The 13,899-nt window shown below is 70.9% G+C and carries 15 protein-coding genes; 9 read left to right on the plus strand and 6 right to left on the minus strand.

The window, feature by feature from the left end:
* Positions 1-17: 17 nt before the first annotated feature.
* Positions 18-1,472, plus strand: a complete 1,455-nt coding sequence (locus ACTWP8_RS02100; RefSeq protein WP_443320399.1) for an MFS transporter — start codon at positions 18-20, stop codon at positions 1,470-1,472.
* On the opposite strand, the gene ACTWP8_RS02105 is transcribed toward ACTWP8_RS02100, so the two are convergent.
* Positions 1,445-2,362, minus strand: a complete 918-nt coding sequence (locus ACTWP8_RS02105) for a helix-turn-helix transcriptional regulator (RefSeq protein ID WP_443320400.1) — start codon at positions 2,360-2,362, stop codon at positions 1,445-1,447. The two genes, ACTWP8_RS02100 and ACTWP8_RS02105, sit on opposite strands and share 28 nt — an antisense overlap.
* Positions 2,363-2,568: 206 nt before the next feature.
* Here ACTWP8_RS02105 and ACTWP8_RS02110 point away from each other — a divergent pair, with 206 nt between their 5' ends.
* The 3 genes from ACTWP8_RS02110 to ACTWP8_RS02120 are packed head-to-tail and all read left to right on the plus strand — an operon-like array spanning position 2,569 to position 4,768.
* Entirely contained in the window at positions 2,569-4,008 is a 1,440-nt protein-coding gene (locus ACTWP8_RS02110; protein ID WP_443320454.1) for an MFS transporter, read from the plus strand.
* Positions 4,005-4,136, plus strand: coding sequence for a hypothetical protein (locus ACTWP8_RS02115; protein WP_443320401.1), 132 nt, complete (start codon positions 4,005-4,007; stop codon positions 4,134-4,136). The genes ACTWP8_RS02110 and ACTWP8_RS02115 overlap by 4 nt, the downstream gene beginning before the upstream one ends.
* 44 nt (positions 4,137-4,180) lie before the next feature.
* A complete protein-coding gene (locus tag ACTWP8_RS02120) occupies positions 4,181-4,768 on the plus strand; it encodes a TetR family transcriptional regulator (protein WP_443320402.1) in 588 nt (195 codons plus the stop codon).
* A 144-nt stretch (positions 4,769-4,912) separates the two neighbouring features.
* On the opposite strand, the gene ACTWP8_RS02125 is transcribed toward ACTWP8_RS02120, so the two are convergent.
* On the minus strand, positions 4,913-6,295 hold the full coding sequence (locus ACTWP8_RS02125; RefSeq protein WP_443318659.1) for a glycine--tRNA ligase: 1,383 nt from the start codon (positions 6,293-6,295) through the stop codon (positions 4,913-4,915).
* Positions 6,296-6,466: 171 nt separating this feature from the next.
* Between ACTWP8_RS02125 and ACTWP8_RS02130 the strand changes: the two genes are divergently transcribed.
* The 4 genes from ACTWP8_RS02130 (at position 6,467) to ACTWP8_RS02145 (ending at position 9,654) form a co-directional block, all read left to right on the plus strand.
* Entirely contained in the window at positions 6,467-7,459 is a 993-nt protein-coding gene (locus tag ACTWP8_RS02130) for a metal ABC transporter substrate-binding protein (protein WP_443320403.1), read from the plus strand.
* A 20-nt stretch (positions 7,460-7,479) separates the two neighbouring features.
* Positions 7,480-8,247, plus strand: a complete 768-nt coding sequence (locus ACTWP8_RS02135) for a metal ABC transporter ATP-binding protein (RefSeq protein ID WP_443320404.1) — start codon at positions 7,480-7,482, stop codon at positions 8,245-8,247.
* Positions 8,247-9,143 carry a metal ABC transporter permease gene (locus ACTWP8_RS02140; protein WP_443320405.1) on the plus strand — a complete coding sequence of 299 codons (897 nt, stop codon included), beginning with the start codon at positions 8,247-8,249 and terminating at the stop codon, positions 9,141-9,143. Before ACTWP8_RS02135 ends, ACTWP8_RS02140 begins: the two co-directional genes overlap by 1 nt.
* 94 nt (positions 9,144-9,237) lie before the next feature.
* Complete coding sequence (locus tag ACTWP8_RS02145) at positions 9,238-9,654, plus strand: Fur family transcriptional regulator (RefSeq protein WP_443318655.1); 417 nt, start codon at positions 9,238-9,240, stop codon at positions 9,652-9,654.
* Positions 9,655-9,677: 23 nt separating this feature from the next.
* Here the strand turns inward: ACTWP8_RS02145 and ACTWP8_RS02150 are convergent, their stop codons facing one another.
* Both ACTWP8_RS02150 and ACTWP8_RS02155 read right to left on the minus strand, forming a co-directional pair.
* Entirely contained in the window at positions 9,678-11,117 is a 1,440-nt protein-coding gene (locus tag ACTWP8_RS02150) for a DEAD/DEAH box helicase (protein ID WP_443320406.1), read from the minus strand.
* A gap of 211 nt (positions 11,118-11,328) precedes the next feature.
* A complete protein-coding gene (locus ACTWP8_RS02155) occupies positions 11,329-11,532 on the minus strand; it encodes a cold-shock protein (RefSeq protein WP_443318653.1) in 204 nt (67 codons plus the stop codon).
* Positions 11,533-11,832: 300 nt separating this feature from the next.
* Here ACTWP8_RS02155 and ACTWP8_RS02160 point away from each other — a divergent pair, with 300 nt between their 5' ends.
* The gene (locus ACTWP8_RS02160) at positions 11,833-12,195 is read left to right on the plus strand and encodes an SCO5918 family protein (RefSeq protein ID WP_443320407.1); all 363 of its coding nucleotides are present in this window, start codon (positions 11,833-11,835) and stop codon (positions 12,193-12,195) included.
* A 71-nt stretch (positions 12,196-12,266) separates the two neighbouring features.
* Here ACTWP8_RS02160 and ACTWP8_RS02165 read toward each other — a convergent pair whose 3' ends face one another.
* Both ACTWP8_RS02165 and recO read right to left on the minus strand, forming a co-directional pair.
* A complete protein-coding gene (locus ACTWP8_RS02165; protein ID WP_443320408.1) occupies positions 12,267-13,097 on the minus strand; it encodes an isoprenyl transferase in 831 nt (276 codons plus the stop codon).
* Between the two features lie 36 nt (positions 13,098-13,133).
* On the minus strand, positions 13,134-13,880 hold the full coding sequence (gene recO, locus ACTWP8_RS02170; RefSeq protein ID WP_443320409.1) for a DNA repair protein RecO: 747 nt from the start codon (positions 13,878-13,880) through the stop codon (positions 13,134-13,136).
* Positions 13,881-13,899 lie beyond the last annotated feature (19 nt).

Genomic DNA, 13,899 nt, shown 5'->3' on the forward strand with positions numbered 1-13,899 from the left:
GCTTGTACGGTTCAGCCATGTCGGAACTCAGCCACCGCCGGCGGCTGCTCGTGCTGGGGATCTGCTGCATGAGCCTGCTGATCGTCAGCCTCGACAACACCGTTCTCAATGTCGCGCTGCCCGCCATGCGCAGGGAGCTGGGCGCTTCCGTCTCGGGCCTGCAGTGGACGATCGACGCGTACACGGTGGTGCTGGCGTCGCTGCTGATGCTCGCGGGCTCGACCGCCGACCGGATCGGGCGGCGCAGGGTCTTCCAGGCGGGCCTGGTGCTGTTCACGCTCGGCTCGCTGCTGTGCAGCCTCGCGCCGACGCTGGAGTGGCTGGTGGTCTTCCGCATGGTGCAGGCCGTCGGCGGCTCGATGCTGAACCCCGTGGCGCTGTCGATCGTCGCCAACGTCTTCACGGATCCGAGGGAGCGGGCCCGCGCGATCGGCGTGTGGGGCGGTGTCGTCGGGATCAGCATGGCGGCGGGGCCGCTGGTCGGCGGGGGGCTGGTGGACGCGGTCGGCTGGCGGTCGATCTTCTGGCTCAACCTGCCGGTGGGGCTCGCGGCCCTGCTTCTCACCGCCCGCTACGTGCCCGAGTCGCGCGCCCCGAAGCCGCGCCGCGTGGACCCGGTCGGCCAGCTGCTCGTCATCGCCCTGCTGGGCTCCCTGACGTACGCGATCATCGAGGCCCCGGTCGCGGGCCCGGCCTCGCCGCTGATCCTGTCCTGCGCAGGGGTGGCCGCGGCGGCGCTGCCGGCGCTCGTGCTGTACGAGCCGCGGCGCGCGGAGCCGCTGATCGATCTGCGCTTCTTCGGCAGCGCGCCGTTCACCGGCGCCACGGTGATCGCGGTGAGCGCGTTCGCCGCGCTGGGCGGCTTCCTGTTCGTCAACACCCTGTATCTGCAGGAGGTGCGCGGCCTGTCGGCGCTGGACGCCGGGGCGTGGATGCTGCCGATGGCGGCGATGACCTTCGTCTTCGCGCCGCTGTCGGGCCGGCTGGTCGGCAGCCGCGGGCCGCGGCTGCCACTGCTGCTCGCCGGGGTGTCGATGGCGGCGAGCGGGGTGCTGTTCGCGGGCTTCGAGGCCGAGGCGTCGGTGTCGCTGCTCTTCACCGGCTATGTGCTCTTCGGCGTCGGCTTCGGCCTGGTCAACGCGCCGATCACCAACACCGCCGTCTCCGGCATGCCGCGCTCGCAGGCGGGCGTGGCCGCCGCCGTGGCCTCCACGAGCCGGCAGGTCGGGCAAGCGCTCGGCGTCGCGGTGATCGGGGCGGTGCTGGCGGCGGGGGTACGCGGTGCCGCGGACGTCGAGGGGTTCACTGCCGCGAGCCGCCCCGCGTGGTGGATCATCGCCGGCTGCGGACTGTCGATCCTGCTCGTCGGGGCCGCCACGACGGGCGACTGGGCGGCCCGTACGGCACACCGCACCGCCGCCCGGCTGGACACGGAAGCCGCTGATCAGGAGTCGGCGAGCGCGAGGGCGTGAAGCTTCTCGAGCCGCTCGCCGGTCTCGGCGTCGGCGGGGACGTACGCCACCACGCGCGGGCCGTGCCGGGGCCCGAGCCAGAGGTCGGTGTGCTGAACGTGGAGCAGGCCGACGTCAGCGTTGCGGAACCGCTTGGTCCGGCTGGTCACGCCGCTCAGCACCTCATGGCGCTCCCAGATCGCCCGGAACTCGGGCGAGGCCTGCTGCAGCCGCTTGAGCAGCGCCTTCCAGGCCGGCTCCGCGATGTGCTCGGCCATGGCCGCGCGGAACTTGGCCGCCATCAGGCGGACCGTCTCCTCGCGGTCGACGAGGGCGGCCTGCCACTGGGGATGGGTGAAGGCCAGCCACATGCTGTTGCGGTCCTGGTAGGGGAGGCTGTCGAGGTCACAGAGCAGACGGCCGTAGGTGCGGTTGTACGCGCGGATGTCGTACCGGCTGTTCTGCACGCACGCCGGGTAGGGCTCGAGCTGCTCGAGTATCTGGCGCAGCGACGGCGAGATGCCCGAGCACTCGGTGCCGGGGTCGGGGTCGGCGGCCCCGGCGAGAGCGAAGAGGTGGCTGCGCTCGCTCGGGTCGAGCTGCAGGGCGCGGGCGAGCGCATCGAGGACCTGGGCTGATACATGGATGTCCCGGGCCTGTTCGAGCCAGGTGTACCAGGTGACGCCGACCGCGGACAGGTGCGCGACCTCCTCGCGCCGCAGTCCGGGCGTGCGGCGGCGGGGGCCCCGGGGCAGGCCGACCTGCTCGGGGGAGATCCGCTCGCGGCGGCTGCGGAGGAAGGCGGCCAGCTCGCTGCGGCGCACGGTATCGGCGCCGGGGGCCGCCTCGACGGCTCCGACTGCCCAGGCGGCGGGGGTTCGGTCGGCGGAAGGCTCTGTGGCGGTGCTCATGCGTCCAGCATGAGCGAGTCCTCAGCCAGTTTCCAGGTATATCCAGTACCAGGATAAGGGCACTCTGGTACCCGTCTCAGCGGAGGCGCATCGTCGGGGACGTGACCGAATCAACGACAGGAACCCCGTACACGCCCCCGCCGCCGGTGACCGGGTCGCCGTCGCGCGCCGAGATCCACCCGCGCGTCCGCCAGCTCGGGGACCCGGTGGACGAGACAGGACCCGGAGCCGCTCCCGGGCCCGCCAGCGGAGCCGGCGATCCGGCGGCCGCGCTCAGCCCGCTCGGGCTGATCACGATCCTGCTGGGAGCGTCCCTCCCTCTGATCGACTTCTTCATCGTCAATGTCGCCCTGCCGTCCATCGATCGCGAACTCTCCGCGGGACCCGCCCTGTTGGAGCTGGTGGTCGCGGGCTACGGCGTGGCGTACGCCGTCCTGCTGGTGGTGGGCGGCCGCCTGGGCGACATGTTCGGCCGCCGCAGGCTCTTCCTCGCCGGCATGGCGGCCTTCGGGCTGACCTCGCTGGCGTGCGGCCTCGCGCCGGACGCCGGGACGCTGGTGGTGGCCCGGGTGGCGCAGGGCGCGTCAGCCGCGCTGATGCTGCCTCAGGTACTCGCCACGATCCACGCCACCACGGCCGGCCGGCGCCGGGCCAGGGCGCTCAGCCTCTACGGCGCGACGGCCGGCCTGTCGATGGTCGCGGGGCAGATCCTGGGCGGCGTGCTGGTGTCCGCCGACATAGCGGGCACCGGCTGGCGGTCGATCTTCCTGGTCAACGTGCCGGTGGCGCTGATCGGCCTGGTGCTGGCCGCCCGTACGGTCCCCGAGACCCGCTCGGACCGGCCCGCGCCGGTCGACGGTCCCGGCACCGTCCTGCTGGCGGTCGCGCTGGTGACCCTGCTGATGCCGCTGACGGAGGGCCGCGCGGCGGGCTGGCCGGCGTGGACGGGGGCCTCGCTGGCCGTGTTCCCGTTCGCCGCGGGCGCGTTCTGGGCGGTGGAGCGGCGGGCCGACCGGCTGGGGCGTACGCCGCTGGTGCCGCCGAGCCTGTTCGCGCTGCCGGGTCTGCGGCGCGGTCTCGGGGTCCTCATGCCGGTCGCCATCGGCTTCGGCGGCTTCATGTTCGTCATGGCGGTCGCGCTTCAGCAGGGGCTGCGGCACGGTCCCGTGGAGGCCGGGGTCTCGCTGGTGCCGATGGCGGTGGCGTTCTTCGTCGCCTCGCTGATGGGACCGCGCCTGGTGGGCCGGTACGGCAGCCGGGTCGTGACCGCGGGCGGGCTGCTGCAGGCGACGGGCCTGGCCCTGCTCGTGGCGGCGGCGCTGCGGAGCTGGCCGGAACTCGGCTTCTGGCAGCTGCTGCCGGGGATGGCCGTGGCGGGCTTCGGCCAGGGGCTCCAACTGCCGGTGCTGTTCCGGATCGTGCTGGCGGACGTGCCGGGCGAACGGGCGGGGGTCGGCAGCGGGGTCCTGGTGACCACCCAGCAGGCCAGCCTGGCGCTGGGCGTGGCGACGCTCGGCTCGCTGTTCCTGTCGCTGGCCGGGTCGATGGGGATGCGCGATGCGCTGGCGATCACGCTGACCGTACAGCTGGGGGCGGTGCTGCTGACCACGCTGATGAGCCTGCGGCTGCCGCGCGCGGTGACGTGACGGCGGACGTCACCCTCGGCGCGGACGACCTGGCAGCGATCGAGGCCGCCGTCCCGGCCGCGGCGGCGGCGGGCGAGCGCTACCCTGCGGCCCAGATGGCGCACCTCGACAGCGAGAAGAAGACGTAGCGGGACAACCCCGGCACGACAACGAGAGAGGCCGCAGGGAGCAGATGCCGCCCGAGACCCTGACCCCGGACCGCATCCTCGAAGCCACCGAGGAGGTGCTCCGCCGCTTCGGCCCGGCCAAGGCCACGGTGGTGGACGTCGCGCGGGCGCTGGGGGTCAGCCACGGCAGCGTCTACCGCCACTTCCCGAGCAAGGCCGCGCTGCGGGAGGCCGTCACGGAGCGCTGGCTCAGCCGTACGTCAGAGGCACTGGCCGCGATCGCGGCCGGGCCGGGCCCGGCTCCGGAGCGGCTCGAGCGGTGGCTGTCGGAACTCTTCGAAGCCAAGCGCCACAAGGCGGGTGACGACCCCGAACTCTTCGCCACCTACATGGCGTTGATCGGCGAGAGCGGCGGAGTCGTCGAGCGACACGTCGCCGACCTGGTCGGCCAGCTGGCGCAAATCCTCCAGGACGGCCACGAGCAGGGGGTGTTCAAGGCCCCCGACGGCGACTACGCCACCGCGGCCCGCGCGGTCTTCGACGCCACGAACCGCTTCCACGACCCGGCTTACGCCCCGGAGTGGTCGTCGCCGGACATCACCACGGCCTTCGCCGCCGTACGCGCGCTCGCACTCCGCGGCCTCATGGCCTGACCGGCCGCAGCACGCCCTGTGGTGTGGGCATGCGTTCCGCAGGGGCGGAACGCATGGGGGGAAAAGCGGACCCACAGGGCGGTGCCGGGGTCCCTTGCGGGACCCCGGCACGTTAGTTCACCGCGCCGGAGGCGGCTCCGCGGCTCAGCAGCCGAGCAGGCGCGCCCCCAGGTACGCCTGGACCTGGTCGAGCGAGACCCGCTCCTGCTTCATCGTGTCGCGCTCGCGCACCGTCACCGCATTGTCGTCGAGCGTGTCGAAGTCGACGGTGACGCAGAACGGCGTGCCGATCTCGTCCTGCCTGCGGTAGCGGCGGCCGATCGCGCCCGCGTCGTCGAACTCGATGTTCCAGTGCTTGCGCAGGTCCGCCGCCAGCCCCTTCGCCTTCGGCGACAGCTGCGGGTTGCGGGACAGCGGCAGGACCGCGACCTTGACCGGCGCCAGCCGGGCGTCCAGCCGCATGACGGTGCGCTTCTCCATCACGCCCTTGGCGTTCGGCGCCTCGTCCTCGGTGTACGCGTCGAGCATGAAGGCGAGCATCGCGCGGTTGACACCGGCCGCCGGCTCGATGACGTACGGCGTCCAGCGCTCCCCCGCCTCCTGGTCGAAGTACGACAGGTCCTGGCCGGAGGCCTTGGAGTGCGCGGAGAGGTCGAAGTCCGTGCGGTTCGCGACGCCCTCGAGCTCGGAGAACTCGGTGCCGCCGAAGTTGAAGCGGTACTCGATGTCAGCGGTGCGCTTCGAGTAGTGGGAGAGCTTCTCCTTCGGGTGCTCGTACCACCGGATGTTGGCCTCCTGGAGACCCAGGTCCCGGTACCAGTTCCAGCGCTCCTGCATCCAGTACTCGTGCCACTTCTCGTCCTCGCCCGGCTTGACGAAGAACTCCATCTCCATCTGCTCGAACTCGCGCGTGCGGAAGATGAAGTTGCCCGGCGTGATCTCGTTGCGGAACGACTTGCCCATCTGCGCGATGCCGAACGGCGGCTTCTTGCGCGAGGTCTGCTGCACCGCCGCGAAGTTGGTGAAGATGCCCTGCGCGGTCTCGGGGCGCAGGTACGCGACGGAGCCGGAGTCCTGGGTCGGGCCGAGATGAGTGGCGAGCAGACCCGAGAACTGCTTGGGCTCGGTGAAGGCGCCCTTGTTGCCGCAGTGCGGGCAGTTGACGTCGTTGAGGCCGTTGGCCGGCATGTGGCCGTGCTTGGCCTCGTACGCCTCCTCCAGGTGGTCCGAGCGGAACCGCTTGTGACAGGAGGTGCACTCGGTGAGCGGGTCGGTGAACGTCGCGACATGGCCGGACGCCTCCCAGACCTCGCGGGCCAGGATCACGGACGAGTCGATACCGACCACGTCGTCGCGCGAGGTGACCATGGCGCGCCACCACTGGCGCTTGATGTTCTCCTTGAGCTCGACGCCGAGCGGCCCGTAGTCCCAGGCGGCGCGCTGGCCGCCGTAGATCTCGCTGCACGGGTAGACGAAGCCACGGCGCTTGCTCAGGCTGACGATGGTGTCGATCTTGTCGGCGGCCACGGTGCTCTCTTCATGACGACGAAGGCGGTGATGGTGGGTTCCGCCGGGGTCCGGCCCAGCGAATACCTCAGATTACCGGCGGCCGCACCCCTCGGATCAAATCGGTAAGCGTTTGAGGCCCCACAGAGACGTTGTTGACAATCGTTTCCAATTTTGTTGAAAATGAGTGTCATGAACGTACGCCGTCGCCTCATACCCACCGCCGCCGTCGCCGGGGCTGTCACGCTCGGCCTCGCCTCCCTGTCCGCCTGCTCCGGCTCCGGTTCGGGAGGCGGTGGCAACGGCGGCAAGCTCACCGTGGTGGCGTCGTTCTACCCCATGGAGTACCTCGCGAAGGAGATCGGCGGCGACCACGTCTCCGTATCCGACCTCACCGAGCCGGGCATCGAGCCGCACGACCTCGAGCTCAGCCCGCAGCAGACCGCCGAGCTCGGCGAAGCCGGGATGATCCTCTACCTCAAGGGCCTGCAGCCCGCCGTGGACGAGGCAGTCGAGCAGTCCGGCGTGAAGAACACCGTCGACGCCACGACCCTCACCAAGCTCGGGGACCACGGGACCGAGGTCGGCCACGACCACGGCGAGGAACACGGCGGAGAGCACGGCCCCGAGGAAGAGGGCGACGAGCCCGGCGCGGAGGACGCCGGCGGCGACGTGCACGTCTGGCTGGACCCGGTCAAGTACGCCGAGATCGCCGAGGGCGTGGGCAAGGCCCTGGAGAAGGCCGACCCGGACCACGCCGACGACTACAAGAAGAACACCGAGGCCCTGGTCGGCAAGCTGGACGGGCTGAACAAGGAGTACGAGGACGGCCTGAAGAGCCGCTCCACCGACACCTTCATCACCACCCACTCCGCCTTCGGTTACCTCGCCGAGCGCTACGGCCTGGACCAGGAGGCCATCGTCGGTCTCGACCCGGAGTCCGAGCCCAACCCGGCCCGGATGAAGGAGCTGCACGAGATCGCCAAGAAGGACAAGGTCACCACCGTGTTCTTCGAGACGATCGCCAGTCCCAGGACCGCCGAGACCCTGGCGGGCGACACCGGCCTGAAGACCGGTGTGCTCGACCCGCTCGAGGGCATCAACGACAAGTCCCAGGGCGACGACTACCTCGAGGTCATGCAAGCGAACCTGAAGAACCTGCAGAAGGCCCTCGGGGCCAAGTGACGGCAACGGAGGCACCGCACATGGAGCAGCCGGTCATATCCCTCAGCAAGGCCAGCGCCTCGCTCGGCTCGCGGCCCGTCCTGCGCGGGATCGACCTGACCTTGGGGCACGGCGAGGTCGTCGCGCTGCTCGGCGCCAACGGCTCCGGCAAGTCCACGGCCGTACGGGCCATCGTCGGCCAGGTCCCGCTCACCGGAGGCGAGTTGGAGTTGTTCGGCACCCCGCGGAGCCGGTTCCGTGACTGGGCCCGCATCGGGTACGTACCGCAGCGCACCACCGCCGCGAGCGGGGTGCCCGCGACCGTCCGCGAGGTCGTGGCGGCGGGCCGGCTCGCCCGTACGAAGCTGGGGCGGCAGCGCAAGGCCGACAAGGATGCGGTGCAGCGGGCGCTGGAGCTGGTCGGGATGGCGGACCGGGCCAAGGACTCGGTCAACAACCTCTCCGGCGGCCAGCACCAGCGGGTGCTCATAGCCCGCGCGCTCGCCACCGGACCCGAGCTGCTGATCCTGGACGAGCCGATGGCGGGGGTGGACCACGAGAGCCAGCAGGTGCTCGCGGACACCCTGCGCGAACAGGTCGCCGCGGGCGCCACGGTGCTGCTCGTGCTGCACGAACTCGGCCCGCTGGAGCCGCTCATCGACCGCGCGGTGGTGCTGCGCGACGGCTGCGTGGTCCACGACGGGCCACCGCCCCAGGCCGTGGGCCAGCACGCGCTGCCCGGCCACGACCACGTCCACCCGCACGCGGGCGAGACGGCCGAAACGATCCGGACGGGGTTGCTGACCTGATGGACATCCTCAGCTACGACTTCATGCAGCGGGCGCTGCTGGCCGCCGTCCTCGTCGGCATCACCGCACCCGCCGTCGGCATCTACCTCGTCCAGCGCCGCCAGGCGATCATGGGCGACGGAATCGGGCACGTGGCGCTGACCGGTGTCGCGCTCGGCTTCCTGACCGGGACCAACCCGATCTGGGCGGCTATCGCGGTCACCGTGGCCGGCTCGGTGCTGATGGAGCTGATCCGCTGGTACGGCAAGGCGCGCGGCGACCTGGCGCTGGCCATGCTCTTCTACGGCGGCATGGCGGGCGGCGTCCTGCTGATCAACCTCGCGCCGAACGGCTCCAACGCCAACCTCACCACGTATCTCTGGGGCTCGATCACCACGGTCTCGAGCTCGGACATCTGGGCGATCTGCGCGCTGGCCGCCTTCGTGATCGCGATCACACTGGGACTGCGGCGGCAGCTGTTCGCCGTCTGCCAGGACGAGGAGTTCGCGCGGGTCACCGGGCTGCCCGTACGGCTGCTGAACCTGCTGCTCGCCGTCACCGCCGCCGTCACGGTCACCGTGGCCATGCGGGTCGTCGGCCTGCTGCTCGTCAGCGCACTGATGGTGGTGCCGGTCGCCGCCGCCCAGCAGGCCACCCGCAGCTTCGCGATGACGCTCGCGGCCGCGGTCGGCATCGGCGTCGGCGTCAGCCTGACCGGGACCGCCTACTCCTTCTACGTGGACGTGCCGCCCGGGGCGAGCATCGTGGTGCTGGCCATCGCCGTATTCGCGGTGATCACCGCGCTCGTGGCGCCGCTGGCCAGGAAACGTGCGCGCAGGGCCGCGGCGGCCTTCGAGGAACAGTGCACCCTTGAGGTACCGGGCGCGGGCCCCTCGGGAGACGACGTCAAGGTGTAGCTCTTTGCCGCACCCGCGAACTGGCACAATGGCCAGCCGTAGGTGCGGACGGCGAGCAGAGGAGGCAACGGTGGCTACCGCGGGGAGCAGTGGGATGAGCACAGCCCCAGTGCGCGGCCGGTCGACCAGGCAGCGCGCCGCAGTGGCGGCCGCCCTCGACGAGGTGAACGAGTTCCGCAGTGCCCAGGAGCTGCACGACATGCTCAAGCACCGCGGCGACTCGGTCGGTCTGACCACCGTCTACCGCACCCTCCAGTCGCTCGCGGACGCCGGCGAGGTCGACGTCCTGCGCACCAGCGAGGGCGAGGCCGTCTACCGCCGCTGCAGCACCGACGACCACCACCACCATCTGGTGTGCCGCGGGTGCGGCAAGGCGGTCGAGGTGGAGGGCCCGGCCGTGGAGAAGTGGGCCGACCAGATCGCGGCGGACAACGGCTTCGTGGACGTCGCCCACACGATCGAGATCTTCGGGACATGCGGAACCTGCGCGGCGAAGGCCGCGCAGGCTTAGCGGGACCTTCGCCGCGCGCAGTTCTAGCGCGACCTTCTGCGTGCCGGGGAACCGGCCTGCCGTGCCACCACCGATGAGGCGCGGCGCGCCCGGGACGGGCGGCGCCTGCGGTTGCCGCCGTCGCCGGTCCGGCGGGGCTGCTCGACGACCGGAGCCGTGATGGTGACCGCGATGCCGGACGGATTCCTGGCGCCTGTGATGTCGGTGAGCTCCGTGTCACCGGAGTGCACCCGTACGACCTGAGGAGTGATCCCGGCGTCGGCCATGAGCCGGGTCACGTCGCGGCGCTGGTGCGGCAGGACCAGGGTGACGACCCTGCCGGACTCCCCGGCGCGGGCCGTACGGCCGCCGCGGTGGAGATAGTCCTTGTGGTCGCCGGGCGGGTCTATGTTGACCACGAGGTCGAGGTCGTCCACATGGATGCCCCGGGCGGCCACGTTGGTGGCGACCAGGGCTGTGACGTGCCCCTCCTTGAACTGGTCGAGGGTACGGGTGCGCCGGGACTGGGACTTGCCGCCGTGCAGCGCCGCTGCCCGTACGCCACTGGCCAGCAGCCGCCGGACGAGCCGGTCGGCGGCGTGCTTGGTGTCCAGGAACATGATCACTCGGCCGTCGCGGGCGGCGATCCGGGTGACGGTGGCGTGCTTGTCCTCGTCCGCGATGTGCAGAACGTGGTGCTCCATCGTGCTGATGGTGGCGGCGGACGGGTCGACCGAGTGGACGACCGGGTCCGTCAGGAAGCGGCGGACCAGCGCATCGACGTTCCGGTCGAGGGTCGCGGAGAAGAGCATCCGCTGGCCGTCGGCGGGCACCTGCCGGAGCAGGGCGGTGACCTGCGGCATGAAGCCCATGTCGGCCATCTGGTCGGCCTCGTCGAGCACCGTGATGCGCACCTGGTCCAGGCTGCAGTCGCCGCGCTCGATGAGATCCTTCAGCCGGCCGGGAGTGGCCACGACGACCTCGGAGCCCGTGCGGAGCTCCCCCGCCTGACGGCCGATCGACAGGCCGCCGACCACGGTGGCCATCCGGATCCGCAGCGATCGGGCGTACGGGTCGAGCGCCTGGGTGACCTGCTGGGCCAGCTCCCGGGTGGGAACCAGGACCAGGGCGAGCGGCCGGCGGGTCTGCGCGCGGCCTCCCGCCGTACGAGCGAGAAGCGCAAGCCCGAAGGCCAGTGTCTTGCCGGAGCCGGTGCGTCCGCGGCCCAGTACGTCCCGGCCGGCGAGCGCGTTCGGCAGGGTCGCGGCCTGGATCGGGAACGGCACGGTCACGCCTTGCCGGGTGAGCTCGGCCACCAGGGCCGGATCCATGTCCAGCTCGGCGAAGGAGCCGGCCGCGGGCAGCGCCGGGGTGGTTCCGGTCGGCAGAGCGAAATCACTCTGAGCGGGAGCGGCCCCGCGGCCACGAGCGGGTGCAGGGGATTGCGAACGGGCGTGGCGGGTGGTGCGGGCACGACGATTCAAAGGGAAGGAACCTTCCTCGGGACGACGGCGCGTACCGGGCAGGAAATCCGCGGCCTGGGAGCCGGTCGGAGAATCGCGGGAACGGGCCGGGAGATGGGAATACGTGGCACTTCAGCGAAATGTGCCCTTGGGTTTCGGCAAATGGCGCCATGGCACGGGCGAGGGCCCGCACCCATCAGGTGCGGGCCCTTGCTGTGTGGCGCGTCCAGGCTCAGGCAGGAACGACGTTCTCCGCCTGCGGGCCCTTCTGGCCCTGCGTGACGTCGAAGTTCACCTTCTGGCCTTCCTGGAGCTCGCGGAAGCCCTGGGTGGCGATGTTCGAGTAGTGGACGAAGACGTCGGCGCCGCCGCCGTCCTGCTCGATGAAGCCGAAGCCCTTTTCCGCGTTGAACCACTTGACGGTGCCGGTGGCCATATGAAATCTCCTTCATAGGGGAAGCAGTAACGGAACCCGCACTGTGCGGATTCCACGTCGCCGTATGTCCCCATCCGATGAGATCGGAAAAACAAAATGCGCCTGAAGGTCACATCCCGTCAGGCGCACACAAAGTTTCATGGGTACCAAAACTGCAACTAACAACAAGGTAGCACACTTCTTCGCGGGGTGGGGATATTCCGGATGGCCCCATTTGCTTCCCGCCCGGGCAGGACTGTGGGACGCTGAGCGGACCGACGTACGCCCGACGTACTCCCCCCTCCCCCTAGCTGAGGCACCATGCGCTGCATCATCGCCGGCTACCCCTTCGATCTGACCGCGAGCGAGGTGGAGCAGACGATGCGCGGCGTGAGGCCCGAGCCGATCACCGGTGCCTCCGTCCGTATCGGTCGCACCGTCTACCCGGTCAAGCAGGTCGGGGCGCTGGTCACCCGCCAGGACCGCCGCGACTTCACCGCCTTCGAGGTGACCCGGGCCATGAAGCGCCTGGGGTTCACCTGCCAGACGGCGCCCGCACCTGCTCCTCCCCCGGCCACCGCCCTCTGGGACGACACCGCCGGCGCGGACGTTTTGCCGGTCGTGCCGCCCGCGGCCTCGTGGCCGCCGGCGGGCCGGCCTCCGGCGACCGAACCGGGCAGGTGACGCAGCACCCTCGCTGCCCCTGAGCGCGGGTCACCGCTCCGGGATGTGCGTCGCCGTGCGCGGATTTCCCGTCAGGACATGCTGCCCTGGGATGCGTCGGTCTCGTTCGGCAGTGCGCCGCCGAAGCGGCGGTCCCGCGACGCGTACTCCAGGCACGCCCGCCACAGGTCGCGCCGGTCGAAATCCGGCCACAGCACGTCCTGGAAGACCATCTCGGCGTACGAGCTCTGCCAGATCAGGTAGTTGGACGTGCGCTGCTCGCCGCTCGGGCGCAGGAAGAGGTCCACGTCCGGCATGTCCGGGTAGTACAGGTACTTGGCGAAGGTCTTCTCGGTGACCTTCGAGGGGTCGAGCTTGCCGGACTTCACGTCGGCCGCGAGCTTGGCCGCCGCGTCCGCGATCTCCGCGCGCCCGCCGTAGTTGACGCAGAAGTACAGCGTCATCGCGTCGTTGCCCGTGGTCTGCTCCTGCGCGACCTGGAGCTCCTGGACGACCGACTTCCACAGCTTCGGCATCCGGCCCACCCAGCGGATACGGATGCCCAGCGCGTCCATCTCGTCGCGGCGCCGCCGGATGACGTCCCGGTTGAAGTTCATCAGGAAGCGCACCTCGTCCGGCGAGCGCTTCCAGTTCTCGGTCGAGAAGGCGTACAGGGAAAGGTTCTTGACGCCGAGCTCCAGGCAGCCCTTGAGGACGTCGAGGACGACTCCCTCGCCCACCTTGTGGCCCTCCGTGCGCGGCATGCCGCGCTCCTTCGCCCAGCGGCCGTTGCCGTCCATGACGATCGCCACATGGTTCGGGACCAGCTCGCCCGGGATCTTCGGTGGGCGCGCACCGGAGGGGTGCGGCTCGGGTGCCAGGTATTCGCGGCGGGTACGGCCCAGAATCCCGCGTCGTGCCATGCGGTTCACGTCTCCCATGTCATCGGCCCTGCGCTTCTACTTCTCGACATACCGGAGCGAGCGCAGGCCGCGCTCCAAGTGCCAGTGGAGGTACGCCGCCACGAGCCCGCTGCCCTCCCGTACGTGCCGCGCCTCGCACGCGTCCGCCGTCTCCCAGTCGCCGGTCAGCAGCGCACCGAGCAGCGTCAGCGACTCAGCCGAGGGTACGACGCTTCCCGGCATCCGGCACTCCGCGCAGACCACTCCGCCCGCGGCGACCGAGAAGAACCGGTTGGGGCCCGGCATGCCGCAGCGCGCGCAGGCGTCGAAGCTCGGCGCGTAGCCGTTGACGGCGAGGGAGCGCAGGAGGAAGGCGTCGAGGACGAGATGCGGGGCGTGCTCGCCGGCGGCGAGTGTGCGCAGCGCCCCGACCAGCAGCAGGTACTGCTGTACGGCGGGCTCGCCCTCATGGTCGGTGAACCGCTCGGCGGTCTCGAGCATGGCGGTGCCCGCGGTGTAGCGGGCGTAGTCGCTGACGATGCCGCCACCGTACGGAGCGATGGTCTCGCTCTGCGTGCACAGCGGCAGCCCGCGGCCGACGAGTTCGCTGCCGCGCGCGAAGAACTGCACGTCGACGTGGGAGAAAGGCTCGAGCCGCGCCCCGAACTTCGACTTGGTCCGGCGCACGCCGCGCGCCACGGCCCGTACGCGCCCATGACCGCGGGTGAGCAGCGTGATGATCCGGTCCGCCTCCCCCAGCTTCTGGGTGCGCAGCACGATGCCGTCGTCGCGGAACAGACTCATGCGGCCATTGTCCCGTACG

Origin of the sequence: Streptomyces sp. 7N604 (assembly GCF_052245475.1) — a bacterium.
Classification (GTDB): domain Bacteria; phylum Actinomycetota; class Actinomycetes; order Streptomycetales; family Streptomycetaceae; genus Streptomyces.